This window comes from Clostridium sp. DFI.1.208, from assembly GCF_024463855.1.
Taxonomy (GTDB): domain Bacteria; phylum Bacillota_I; class Bacilli_A; order Erysipelotrichales; family Erysipelotrichaceae; genus Clostridium_AQ.
Window position 1 is genome coordinate 14,386 of record NZ_JANGCA010000024.1, and the last position, 12,703, is coordinate 27,088.

Consider the following 12,703-nt stretch of genomic DNA (forward strand, 5'->3'; position numbering starts at 1 on the left):
TGAGGTGATCCTATGAGTAGATTTCAACAGTTTTGGTGGTATATCGGCGTCTGTATGACAGCTGCCGCACTCCTTTTATCAGTCGTAACTCGTAACTGGGTGCTGGCTGTACTCTGCGCCATTTCCACTGCAGGGCTGCGAAAACTAAATGATAAGGTTGAATTACCGAAGGTATATACGCAGCGGGGGATAAAGAATGAGTGGTTTACACCAGGGAGACAACAGAAATGAAAAAGATAATAAATGATCCGAATACCGTTGTTGAGGAAATGCTGCAAGGTATTGAAATAGCGAATCCGATGGTTCTATATGACAGAGAGGGGGCTGTCATCGCCCGAAAAGACAAACGTGATAAGGTCGGACTGGTATCCGGAGGAGGCAGCGGACATGAACCGGCGCATGCAGGATATGTCGGCTATGGTATGCTGGATGCCGCAGTGAGCGGTAACGTATTTGCATCGCCATCCCCGGACCGCGTATTGCGTGGTATCCAGCTTGCAGATTCCGGTCATGGTGTCCTGCTGATCATAAAGAATTATGCCGGTGATATTATGAATTTTGAAATTGCAGAGGAGCTTGCCGGTTTTGAAGGAATCGAGGTCGATCATGTCGTTGTGAAGGATGATGTTGCTGTTGCGGAAAGTGATGAATCTACAGGAAGACGTGGTATTGCAGGAACCGTATTTGTGCATAAGCTTGCCGGTGCGAAAGCAGAAACAGGGGCATCTCTGGCAGAGGTTAAGCGTGTTGCGGAAAAAACGATTGAGAACGTAAGAAGCTTTGGAGTATCTTTATCAGCTTGTACGATTCCGGCAGTTGGGGCATGCGGCTTTACAATCGAGGAGGATTGCATGGAGGTCGGCATGGGCATCCACGGGGAAGCAGGAATTGAGAAAACGAAGCTGAAGCCGTCAAAGGAAATTGCGGAGATCATGGTAAACAGGATTCTTGCGGATAAGGATTACGGAAAAAGTGAGGTTGCTGTGATGATCAACGGGTTGGGAGCAACCCCTTTGATGGAATTATATATACTGGCTTCTGATGTGCATGCTCTGCTTTGTGCAAGAGGTCTGAAGCCGGTCAAGTATTATGTGGGAAATTATATGACGGCGATTGAGATGGCAGGTGCATCCTGCAGTATTCTGCAGCTGGATGATGAGCTGAAGCTGCTGCTGGAGCATCCAAGCAATACATTGGCGTTTAAGGAGATCAAATGATGGGATTTCAATTACAAGCAAAGGATTTTGTACAGTATTTTCAGGAAGCCCGTGAGGTGATTGCCGCACAGAGGGACTATATAACAAAGCTGGACTCCACAACAGGGGATGGCGATCACTGGGTGAATGTGAATATGGGGTTTGAGAAAATTACAGCACTATCCAACGAGCTGGAGGAAATGAATCTGGCAGATATGTTCAAAAGGGTTGGCATGACGATGTATTCTGCAGTCGGAGGTTCCTCCGGAGCGCTTTACGGCAGCGGCTACATGGCAGCCAGCAGAGCATGTGCAGGAAAGCGTGCACTGGATCTACACAGTCTGTATGAGGTGTATGATGCCATGCTGCAGGAAATCATGAAGCGCGGGAAAACAGAGCCTGGACAGAAAACGATGATCGATGCACTGTATCCGGCTTTGCGTGCATATAAGGAAGGTATGGACGCAGGAAAGTGTGAAGAGGAGATTATTAAGGCTTTCATGGAAGGTGCCGTAAGCGGTGCTGAGCAAACGAAGTCGATGGAGGCTGTCAAAGGAAGAGCCAGCTATCGCAGCGATAAGGGCGTGGGACATTTGGATCCGGGAGCTGTTACGATGGCAATGCAGCTGGAATGTATAGGAAATACGATTTTAAATAACTTGAAATAAAATACAGGAGGAAATACTTATGATGAAGAAAATACAATTTTATGCACCTGGAGATATCCGTGTGGAGGAGGCAGAGATACCTGTACCGAAAGCAGGAGAAATCGTCATTAAAAATGAAGTTACCTTAACCTGCGGTACAGATGTGAAAACCTATAAGCGCGGATACCGCTATGAGCCGCCATTTGGTATGGGTCATGAAGCAAGCGGTGTCGTATATGCTGTCGGTGACGGTGTTACACGGTTTAAGGTAGGCGATCGTGTGGTAGCACACAACTCTGCATCCTGTGGAACCTGTTACTATTGTAAAAAGGGACAGGAGTCCATGTGTGTGGATTTGATTCAGAATCAGTTTACGAATGGAGCCTATGCGGAGTATCAGCTGATTCCGGAAAGAATCGTCAATCTGAATACCTTCCATATTCCCGAAGGCATGTCCTATAAGCAGGCTGCTTTGCTGGAGCCGCTGGCTTGTGCCTTATATGGAACGGAAATGACAAACTTTGATCTTGGTGATTATGTGTGTGTAAATGGCTGCGGTCCAATCGGTTTGATGTTTGTCCGTATGTGTGTCTTGAGAGGTGCACATGTTATTGCCTGTGATATGACACCGGAAAGACTGGCACTTGCGAAAAAGCTGGGTGCTCAGGAGATTATCAATATAAAGGAACTGAACGGGAAGGATCAGGCCGAGGCGGTAAAGGAGCTGACACCGGATGCACGCGGTGTGGATGCTGCAATCGAAGCTGCCGGATTGCCGGAGGTATGGCAGATTGCCCTGCGTATGGCAAGACCTGGCGGCGAGGTTCTGTTCTTCGGCGGTACAAAGAAAGGGCTGGAGGTACCTGTCGATACTACGCTGGTTCACTATTCCCAGCTGACGTTGAAGGGCGTATTCCATACAACGCCGCAGCATGTAAATGCAGCCTTTGAAATGCTGAAAATGGGAGCGATCAAGGCTGAGGACTTTGTACAGAATGAATACCGTATCGAGGATACCGAAAAGGCTATCGTGGAACACGCAAGCGGTAAGGTTATCAAAAACTGCATTGTATATAAATAAAAACACAGGGAATTGAAAACTGAATTTTATGGATGTATAATTCAACTATGAAACAGTCATTGGAAATTATACAGAATCAGAAACAGAAATTCTCATCGAAGCTCGTACCCTCTATGGAAATCCTGTCACTTTCTCAGCATGAGCTGGAGACTCTGGTCGATGCGAGCCTGATGGATAATCCGTTTTCTGATGTTGATCAGAATATGATATCCCTGAAGGTCAGGGATGTTGATTTGGATTTTAAACACGTCCGTAAAAAGCAGGGGGAGCTTCAGGAAATGGAATATGCGGATGAAGGCCGGAATGATTTGTTTGAGCATGTCATGGGGCAGCTTTCTTCGCATATTCATACAAAAAAGGATGAAGAGATTTTTACCGTATTATTAGAGTCTTTGGATTCCAGAGGATTTCTGGAAGAAACACCGGAGGATTTGTGCAGGTTTCTGAACATAAAGAAAACCAGACTGCTGCGGTACTTGCATATCCTGCAGCATGTGAGTCCAAAGGGGCTGGGCGCAAAGGATATCAAGGAATGCATATGCATTCAGTTATCGGAAATAGAAGGCTCCTCCCTGGCACAGCATATCGTATGTTCACATCTGGAAGCACTCAATACAGGAAATTATCTGAAAATCGCAAAGCTGGAATATACGGATGTGGAGGAGGTCAAGCGGGCGCTGACGCTGATTCGCTCGCTGAATCCGATTCCCGCAAACGGCTTCAGCGTACGGGAGAAGACGGTGTTTATCATTCCCGATGTATATATAAGGAAAGAGGATTCTGCATGTATTCTGGAGATGAATGCCAGATTACAGAATAAGCTGAGTATGAATACAGAAAATTATGAGCTCTATAAATCGGCGGCTTGCAACAAGGAGGCAAAGGCCTTTCTGAAGGAAAAGCTGAATGATTTTAAATGGCTTCAATACAGTATATCCAGAAGGGCAGTGACACTGAAAAAAATCATCACCTTTCTGGTAGAGTATCAGGCAGCCTTTTTTCAAACCGGAGATGAGCGTGCATTGAAGCCGCTGCGCCTTGTGGATATTGCAGAACAGCTGGATATGCATATCTCCACCATCAGCAGAGCGATTTCCAGTAAATTCTTTCAATGTGAATATGGAACCTATTCCTTTCATTTCTTACTGCCAAGATGCTATGAAAAGCAGGGAGAAGTGACGGCCTCCATAGATACCATTCAAAATGAGATTAAGGAAATCATACGCGTTGAGGATAAACAGCATCCTTATTCCGATGAGAAAATACACCAGCTGCTGGAGGAAGACGGATTTGTGGTCTCCAGAAGAAGTGTTACCCTTTATCGTAAGGAATGCGGTATTCCGTCCTCGCGGAATCGAAAGACTATCCATATATAGAAAGGATCGTCATAATGAATATTTTAGACGTAGCATTTGTTGAAGAACTCGTCGATGCCTGCCAGTATTTCTGGGAAGCAGGATGGGGAGAATATCACGCAGGAAACATCAGTTATCTGCTTTCAGATGATGAATTCGATCAGCTGAAGGAATATATGAAGGTGCTGACATCCGTTGATGCCACCTTTGATACAGCTGGCTTAGAAGGAAAGGCATTTATCGTTACAAAATCAGGGGCATGCTTTCGCACAATGAAGAAACGGTATGAACAGGATTTGGGAATCATTCAGTTTAAGAAAAACGGCTATGATATCCTGTGGGGGCTTGATCAGGGAAGAGGAAGACCAACCAGCGAGCTTCCCGCTCATGTGCTGTGCCATCGTGCAAGGCTGGCAGATGATGCAGGCAATAAAATAGTGATGCACTGTCATCCAACCTACCTGAATGCAATGACAATGATTCATGAGCTGGATGAGGAAAGCTTTACACAGACCCTGTGGAGGATGAATTCCGAATGTGCGCTGGTGTTCCCGGAGGGACTGGCAGTATTGCCCTGGATGAAATGCGGCGAAGGTCCGATCGGTCCGGCGACTGCTGAGAAAATGAAGGATAAACGAGTCGTTGTCTGGCCGTTCCATGGTATTTTCTCCAGTGGTAATTCCATTTCGGATGCCATAGGCTTGATCGAGGCGATTGATAAAAATGCGCATGTGTATGTCTTGGTGAAAGCGAATATGATACATGGAATGACCAATGAAAACGTACGGGAATTGAAAGATCATTTCGGATTGCGCTGATTCCCGCAGGCTCTGCTTATGGAAAGGAAAAGGGGTTAGCTGCTTCTTTTCCTTTTGGTATAGAATCATCGACTGAGTCATTGGATCGTGCTTCTATTCAATGTCTTTCGTAATGAAACAAAAGAGCATGCAAGAGAAAGAGAGGACACCCTATGTTAGAGCATTTAAAGAAGGATGTTTGTGAAATTGCAAAACGTGCGCAGAGAGATGGTTTGTGCAAACACAAATCAGGTAATTTTTCTGCCCGTGATTCAGAAAGCGGCTATATCGTTATTACACCAACCAGTGTTGATCGTGAATTACTGACACCGCGTGATATGGTTGTTATGGATTTGGATGCCAATGTACGGGAGCATGCATCCGGATTGAAACCGACCAGTGAAGCGATGATGCATCTTATGATATATAAAACAAGGCCGGACGCGAAGGCAATCGTTCATACGCATTCCATGTATGGCACCACCTTTGCTTTGTTGAATAAACCGATACCGGCGATTGTATATGAGGTCGCAAATTTTGGGCTGACTAAGGCACGCATTCCGGTAGCACCCTATGGACGCCCCGGAACGATGGAGCTGGCTGACTCTGTTGTTGCGGCTTGTAAGGAGGCAGAGTGCTTTTTACTGGAAAAGCATGGTACGGTAGCCTTTGATACAAGAGATATTTATGAAGCGTATTTAAAAGCGAATTACATTGAGGAGCTGGCACAGCTGTATTATAATGCGCTGACGCTATGTCAGGAAAGAGAGCCGGAAGCATTTTCACAGGAGGAGCTGCAGTGCTGGTCTTATCCAAAGGAAATCAGATTTGCTGATAATGAACGCTGATTTGCTTTATCACACAAAGATGATTGTACAGGAGCAAGCATGAATTCCTTGCTTTGCTGTATTATACAGCTCTAGATGAGGAAACAGATTCCTGTTTGTGTCGAGTATGCCATCTGTTATCGCTTTGCTTTTCTACAAAAAATACTGGTATGAATATACGAAAGAGGAAGCCCAATTATTCAGTGGGCTTTTTCTTATGCTCATGATTGTATTTATAAGCATGCATCCTACATTGTCTGCTATACCTGTAAGGATGATGAGAGATAAGCAGAAGACTGCAACTCATAAGCAGATAGGGAGTTTGCAGCTATGGATACGTTTGGATCAGGTTCCTGCCTTTTGGAAACAAGGGATTGTGACGGGAAGTAAAGTATTGCATTTTAATTCTTTTTACGTTCGGAAAAGGGGATGATTAGGTGGTTACGCATTTTCTCAGGAACAATAGAAAAACTAGGAGCAAATAAAAACCAGTAGTCGATTCCTGATTCAACGATGTATATTTTGTGAATCCTCCACTAAAATGAAAAATATTCAGAAAATAGAATTGTGTTTGTTACAAAGTTACGGTATACTAGGAAACAGCGAGGTGGTATCATGAGAGTATTGCTACAGAGGGTACAGCATGCGAGTGTGCGTGTTGATGGAGCTATAACAGGCAGTATCCGGCAGGGATTTTTACTGCTTGTAGGAATTACACCATCAGATACAGAGGAAATCATGAAGAAGATGGCAGGGAAATGTGCGCAGCTTCGTGTATTTGAGGATGAGAATGGAAAAATGAACAGGGGACTTCAGGATATCGGCGGTAGCATTCTTTCGATATCACAGTTTACACTGTATGCGGATTGTAAGCGGGGCAGACGTCCCGGATTTGAAAAAGCGGCACGCGGCGATTTTGCACAGCCGATGTATGAGGCATTTAATGAAGAACTGCGCACCTATGGTACCCATGTGGAAACGGGTATCTTCGGTGCGGATATGAAGGTGGATTTACTGAATGATGGTCCGGTTACTATTTTGCTGGACAGTGACGAATGGTAGGAGGAAGCGATATGGGAAACGTCTTATATGGTAGTGAAATAGCAAAAGAGATACGTGCTTCATTGAAGAAACAGATCGATGAGCTGCGGGAGGAAGGAAAAAGGATTCCAAAGCTTGTTGTGGTTCTTGTTGGGGATAATCCTGCCAGCCTGTCCTATGTCACCGGTAAGGAGAAGGCATGCAGAGAAATCGGAATGGAAAACGTTTTGCTGCGTCTGCAGGAGGATACCACCGAGGAAGAGCTGCTGGCTGAAATTCACAGCTTGAATACGGACGCATCGGTAGATGGTATTCTGGTACAGCTGCCGCTGCCTGCGCACATGGATGAGCATAAAATTCTGTTTGCGATTGATCCGCAAAAGGATGTCGATGGCTTTCATCCATATAATATAGGAAAGCTGATGCTGCAGGAGGATACCTATCTGCCCTGTACACCTAAGGGAATCCTGCGTATGCTGGATACTGCGGGATATTCTGATTTAAGCGGTCTTCGTGCAGTTGTGATCGGCCGCAGTAATATTGTCGGAAAGCCAGTTGCTCAGCTGCTGTTAAACCGCAATGCCACGGTAACCCTATGTCATTCCAAAACAAATAATATCGAAAGCATCTGTGCGGAAGCGGATATTCTGATTGCCTCCGTCGGCTCTCCCCGTCTGGTGACAGCGGATTGGGTCAAAGAGGGAGCGGTTGTCATTGATGTCGGTATCAACCGTGTGGACGGCAAGCTGTGCGGCGATGTGGATTTTGAGAGTGTGAAGGACAAGGCAGCGGTGATTACTCCGGTTCCTAAGGGTGTTGGACCAATGACCATCGCCATGCTTTTGGAAAATACGTTGGAATCCTATCGGGTGCACAGTTGACATGCTTGTAGAAATTTTAGGGGAGATACTGGTTGAGGGTGTGGCATACGGAACCTACGGTCTTATGGAGCTTTTTCTCGATCGCCTGTATAAGGGCTGGAACAAAACGCTGAAGAAGCTGCTTTGTGTGCTGTTGGGAATCGCTCTCTGGATTCTGATAGGATATATCGTCATCAAAATTTTGGAAATCATATTATAACTGTGGAGGTGCTTATGATAGAAAAGGATTATGATCTCAATGATATCGTTGAAATGAAAAAGGAACATCCATGTCATAAATCAAAAAACTGGAGAATCATACGTATGGGAGCGGATATCCGCATCAAGTGTATGGGCTGTGGAACGAGCGTGCTGTTTCCCAGAGTGCAGTTTGAAAAGAAGCTGAAGAAAATCGTGGAAAAGGCTCCAAGGGAATCACAGGATAATTGACATCTCAGGATGTCTTTTTTTTAAGATATTATGTAAGATATAGTTGACATAATGGAAGATAAAGCATATTATATAGCTGTAGAGGAAGTGATGGAATGGCAAAGAACCTGAAGCTGAAGGCAGCCAGAGCAGCTGTGGATCTGACACAGGAGGAGCTGGCAAGAAAAGTGAATGTGACAAGGCAGACCATCAATGCGATAGAAAAGGGTGATTACAACCCGAGTATCAATCTGTGTATCGCGATATGTCGTGTTTTGCAGAAGACATTGAATGATTTATTTTGGGAGGAGTGAGCGTATGGATAAATATGATGAGAGACAGGAACAGGTACGGGGAAGAATTATGACCAGAGCATTTATTCTGACCATTCTCCTGTTGATGGGGATCGCGTTTGTGAATGATATGCATGTGTTTGATATACAAAAAAACATCGGGTTTGGTGAAACATTGCTATGCATCGTCTGTATTGACATCACATATGTATCCGTTGCATCCATTTGGAATGGTTCCTATTTTGCGCCGATGATGGATGGCAGAATGCGCCTGCTCGCCTACCTGTTTACAGGTCTGGCTGTCATTCTAACTGTTTTGAGTATATACGATGCTATATGCGGGGAACCATTGCAGCTGCTGAATATCATCAGTTTGGTTATGATTCTCAGTATCACCATATGTCTGTGGATTCGCAGAGCTGACTGGAAGAAATAGTGCATTCCGCTTGTATTTACTTGCATATGTGTGAAAAAAACGATAAAATGGTAAAGCGAGAGGAAGGATAGTATATGCCATTAACTGCAGGAATCGTCGGATTGCCCAATGTAGGGAAATCCACATTATTCAACGCCATTACAAAAAGCCAGGTAGAAGCTGCGAATTATCCGTTTGCGACCATACAGCCGAACGTGGGAGTCGTGGAAGTGCCTGATTATAGAATCGACCGTCTGGTGGAGCTGTTTCACCCGAAAAAAACCATTTATACAACCTTTGAATTTACGGATATTGCCGGTCTGGTAAAGGGAGCCAGCAAGGGAGAAGGACTTGGAAATCAGTTTTTGAGCAACATTCGACTGACGGATGCCATCTGCCATGTCGTACGCTGCTTTGATGATGCGGATATCACACATGTCGAAGGAAGTGTTGATCCGATTCGTGATATTGAAATCATCAATCTGGAGCTGATTATGGCAGATTTACAAACGATTGAAAACCGACTGAGCAAGGTGGAGCGCAAGGCTGTCACGAATAAGGACAAGGATGCGCTGGCAGAGGTTGTTGTTCTGAAGAAGCTGAAGGAAGCGCTGGAGGCCGGAAAACCGGCAAGAAGTGTAGAGCTTGATAAGGATGAGCTGCTGCTGATCAAGGCATTCAGTCTGTTGACAATCAAGCCAATGATTTACATAGCAAACATGTCGGATGAGGAGATCGTAGATCCGGATGCCAATCCCTATTTTCAGAAGGTGAAGGAGCTGGCTGAGCTGGAGCACAATGAAGTTGTTCCTGTCTGTGCGAAAATCGAGGAGGAGCTATCCGAGCTGGATAAAGAGGAGAAAACGGAGTTTCTGAATGAGCTTGGCATTCAGGAAAGCGGTCTTGATAAGGTGATAAAGACAGCATACCATATTCTGGATTTGTGTACCTTCCTGACAGCCGGAGAGGATGAATGCCGGGCATGGACATTTCATCGCGGCATGCTGGCACCGCAGTGTGCCGGTGTGATTCACACGGATTTTGAAAAGGGCTTTATCCGTGCAGAATGCTATAAGTTTGATGATATTGATAAGCTGGAAACTGAACAGGCTATAAAGGAGGCAGGAAAGCTGCGTCTGGAGGGCAAGGAATATGTTGTTCAGGATGGGGATGTTTTGCATTTCCGTTTTAATGTATAAGAAGCAGAGCTGCCATTGATAAGGCTCTTATACTCATGTTATATATCTGAAAAGAATACATATGAAAAAAAGAGGCTTCTCACCCGTTGTACGATCATAGGGAGAAGCCTTTTTATAATGGACTCGGTTATTTTATTGAATATTTATATGATAGTAATGATATATTCAACTTATAGAATATATTTATTTTCTAATAAATTTGACGATATCATCAATGAATCTCTGATTAACATGCCCCTTTGTTTTATACTCTTCGTTTGACGGTGTTCCTTCCCCGTCTATCATAAGGTGGGTCGCTTTCGGATAGCTTGTGAAGGTCCAGTTTTTCTGCTTCTCAAAATGCTTTCTCCATATGGCCTGATCCTTGTCTGTGACCTGATAATCGCGCAATCCCTGTGCACATAATACAGGAGCCTTGATATCTGCGGCCTGTTGAATGGCATCATAGCGCAGCAGGTCTTTCATATACGCTTTTGACATACCGCCGAAAAACATCTTGGCATCACTCAGCTCGTCAATCCTTCGCAGATCCTGCTGGTCCTGCTTATACTGTTCGATAGCGGCCTGTTCCTCCTTCGTGACGTTACCATCCAGCTTTGCCAGATAGGTAACCTGTTCGATCAGCAGCTCATCCAAAGCTCTTGCAGGTGCAGCCATCATAATATAGCCTGCACAGCTGTCCGTTTTTGCGGCGATGCGTGGTATCAGATAACCGGATAGGCTGTGTCCCAGAATATAGATTTTCTTTCCATCGATCTGCGTTTGCTGCTTCATCTGGTTACATGCTGCGACAGCATCGGCAATGACCTCCTGTTCAACCGTATCCTTCAGCGTAAAGGATTCGGGATACGTGTAGGTTCGCTTATCATAACGATAGCTCGCAATGCCTTGTTTCGCAAGCCCCCAAGCGATATCCTGAAGCGGCTTGTTGTCGTAAATAGTTTCATCCATATCATTCGCTCCGCTGCCAGCCAGAAGAATAACAAGTGGAAAGCTATCTCCCTTAACCGGTGTTGTCAGCCTTCCATTCAGCTTCTTACCATCCGCGATCTGTAAATCCACTTCGCTCTCACGCACACCCTCAGGCGCCTTGGCAGCTTTCTTCTGTGATTTGTAAGGCTTAAAGAACAGTCCCTGAATTTGTCCCTGATCATTCAGACTCAGTTGGATATTGGTGTTCTGTTCTTCCATACGGCATGGAATCATAATGATCGTCGATCCCTGATAGCTCTGTCCGTAAGGCTGCTCTGCCTCAAGCAATGCTCCCAGGCTGTCATTATAGCCATCCAGCTGCTTCTGAAAGGATTTCTCCTGTACAGCCTGACTCATCTGCTCATCATAGGAATACTCCTTTTGCAGCTTATCATATCTGCGCTGTGTCAAATCCTTTACAAACTGCATCGCCATGCTGCTTTGTTTATCATCCAGCACCAGCTCTGTAACCTCATTGGACTGTTCCTTCTTATCTTCCTCTTTACCATTGCAGGCTGTCATAACAAAGCACAGCAGAAAACATACGATTATCTTTATATTTTTCTTCATGCAGTACCATCCCTTTTTATTTATTGTATCACAACGATGCAGAAAAAAAAGACCGAAAGGGTCTAATTTTCATTTGCGATAAAGGTCTTCAATTCCTCGAAGCAGGCTTTGGCGTCCGCATAGCCCTGCTCATACAGCTCACGCAATCTTGCTTCGTTTTTCTCCAGACGCGAGATTTCCACCGGAGAGCTGGGACGTATGATGAAGACGCTTCCTTCCTTCTCCATTAAGGCAAGCTCATCCAGCGTGCGGTTATATGCTATATGGCGCGTCTCCAGTGCCTTGATGAAGTTTGGATATTTCTTATAGCTGCGGCGAATCATCGGCAGCAGATTATTTTTTCCTTTGCGGTATTCTTTACACTGCGTGAGTACAACGATATTTTTCGTATACCCCATTTCCTGAAATTTATGGATGGGAATGCTGTCAGTTGCGCCACCATCCAGCAGCTTTTTTCCATCTACCTCGACGATTTTAGAAAGCAGGGGCAGTGATGCAGAGGCACGTACATAGATGACATCACGCTTCATGTTGATACATTGCAGGTATTCCGCTTTGCCGGTTTCCAGATTGCTTGCGACAGCATACAGCTTTGTATGCGATGTATTAAAGGCATCAAAATCATAGGGATCCAATGTATTCGGAATGTCCTCATACACAAATTTCGCACCGAAGAAATCTCCGGTTTTCAATAGAGAGGATACGCTCATATAGCGCTTATCCTTTAAATAGGCGGTATTGGTACGGTATGCTCTGCCGATCTGTTTGGATACATAGCTGCATGCATGACAGGCTCCGGCACTGACACCAATGACACCGTCGGTATATAAATTCTGTTCCATAAAGAAGTCCAGCACACCGGCAGTATAGATTCCGCGCATGCCGCCTCCCTCCAGAACGAGTCCAAGCTTGCTCATTCTCTTCACTTCCTTTGCGACCTGTATATTATAGCACAGTTTTTGCGTACTTTCACAGGAAGGTAAGAATCAAAAAGGTGATATCATTGGAAATCATGGTGTGA

General features: G+C 45.1%; 16 protein-coding genes. 14 read left to right on the forward strand and 2 right to left on the reverse strand.

Annotated features, from left to right (window positions below; genetic code table 11):
• Positions 1-12 precede the first annotated feature (12 nt).
• From NE665_RS13260 to ychF, 14 genes are all read left to right on the forward strand, one after another.
• Positions 13-231, forward strand: coding sequence for a hypothetical protein (locus NE665_RS13260; protein WP_117441780.1), 219 nt, complete (start codon positions 13-15; stop codon positions 229-231).
• Positions 228-1,217 carry a dihydroxyacetone kinase subunit DhaK gene (gene dhaK / locus NE665_RS13265; RefSeq protein WP_117441779.1) on the forward strand — a complete coding sequence of 330 codons (990 nt, stop codon included), beginning with the start codon at positions 228-230 and terminating at the stop codon, positions 1,215-1,217. Before NE665_RS13260 ends, dhaK begins: the two co-directional genes overlap by 4 nt.
• Positions 1,217-1,864, forward strand: a complete 648-nt coding sequence (dhaL, locus tag NE665_RS13270; RefSeq protein WP_117441778.1) for a dihydroxyacetone kinase subunit DhaL — start codon at positions 1,217-1,219, stop codon at positions 1,862-1,864. The genes dhaK and dhaL overlap by 1 nt, the downstream gene beginning before the upstream one ends.
• A gap of 19 nt (positions 1,865-1,883) precedes the next feature.
• A complete protein-coding gene (locus tag NE665_RS13275; protein ID WP_117441777.1) occupies positions 1,884-2,924 on the forward strand; it encodes an alcohol dehydrogenase catalytic domain-containing protein in 1,041 nt (346 codons plus the stop codon).
• A gap of 47 nt (positions 2,925-2,971) precedes the next feature.
• Positions 2,972-4,300 carry an RNA polymerase factor sigma-54 gene (gene rpoN / locus NE665_RS13280; protein WP_117441776.1) on the forward strand — a complete coding sequence of 443 codons (1,329 nt, stop codon included), beginning with the start codon at positions 2,972-2,974 and terminating at the stop codon, positions 4,298-4,300.
• A gap of 14 nt (positions 4,301-4,314) precedes the next feature.
• Positions 4,315-5,097 (forward strand): rhamnulose-1-phosphate aldolase, encoded by a 783-nt coding sequence (rhaD, locus tag NE665_RS13285; protein WP_117441775.1) that lies wholly within the window; start codon positions 4,315-4,317, stop codon positions 5,095-5,097.
• Positions 5,098-5,249: 152 nt separating this feature from the next.
• Positions 5,250-5,924, forward strand: coding sequence for a class II aldolase/adducin family protein (locus NE665_RS13290; protein WP_117441774.1), 675 nt, complete (start codon positions 5,250-5,252; stop codon positions 5,922-5,924).
• A gap of 594 nt (positions 5,925-6,518) precedes the next feature.
• Positions 6,519-6,965, forward strand: coding sequence for a D-aminoacyl-tRNA deacylase (dtd, locus tag NE665_RS13295; protein WP_117441772.1), 447 nt, complete (start codon positions 6,519-6,521; stop codon positions 6,963-6,965).
• An 11-nt stretch (positions 6,966-6,976) separates the two neighbouring features.
• Positions 6,977-7,825 carry a bifunctional methylenetetrahydrofolate dehydrogenase/methenyltetrahydrofolate cyclohydrolase FolD gene (gene folD / locus NE665_RS13300; protein WP_117441771.1) on the forward strand — a complete coding sequence of 283 codons (849 nt, stop codon included), beginning with the start codon at positions 6,977-6,979 and terminating at the stop codon, positions 7,823-7,825.
• Between the two features lies 1 nt (position 7,826).
• Positions 7,827-8,024 (forward strand): hypothetical protein, encoded by a 198-nt coding sequence (locus NE665_RS13305; protein WP_117441770.1) that lies wholly within the window; start codon positions 7,827-7,829, stop codon positions 8,022-8,024.
• Positions 8,025-8,038: 14 nt separating this feature from the next.
• Entirely contained in the window at positions 8,039-8,254 is a 216-nt protein-coding gene (locus NE665_RS13310; protein ID WP_117441769.1) for a DUF951 domain-containing protein, read from the forward strand.
• 95 nt (positions 8,255-8,349) lie between these two features.
• Positions 8,350-8,547 carry a helix-turn-helix transcriptional regulator gene (locus NE665_RS13315; RefSeq protein WP_117441768.1) on the forward strand — a complete coding sequence of 66 codons (198 nt, stop codon included), beginning with the start codon at positions 8,350-8,352 and terminating at the stop codon, positions 8,545-8,547.
• Positions 8,548-8,551: 4 nt separating this feature from the next.
• Positions 8,552-8,962 (forward strand): NADH-quinone oxidoreductase, encoded by a 411-nt coding sequence (locus tag NE665_RS13320; protein ID WP_117441767.1) that lies wholly within the window; start codon positions 8,552-8,554, stop codon positions 8,960-8,962.
• 74 nt (positions 8,963-9,036) lie between these two features.
• Entirely contained in the window at positions 9,037-10,140 is a 1,104-nt protein-coding gene (gene ychF, locus NE665_RS13325; protein ID WP_117441766.1) for a redox-regulated ATPase YchF, read from the forward strand.
• A 183-nt stretch (positions 10,141-10,323) separates the two neighbouring features.
• Here the strand turns inward: ychF and NE665_RS13330 are convergent, their stop codons facing one another.
• Together NE665_RS13330 and NE665_RS13335 are read right to left on the reverse strand one after the other, a co-directional pair.
• Entirely contained in the window at positions 10,324-11,682 is a 1,359-nt protein-coding gene (locus tag NE665_RS13330) for an alpha/beta hydrolase (protein WP_117441765.1), read from the reverse strand.
• Between the two features lie 62 nt (positions 11,683-11,744).
• Positions 11,745-12,599, reverse strand: coding sequence for a patatin family protein (locus NE665_RS13335; protein ID WP_117441764.1), 855 nt, complete (start codon positions 12,597-12,599; stop codon positions 11,745-11,747).
• Positions 12,600-12,703 lie beyond the last annotated feature (104 nt).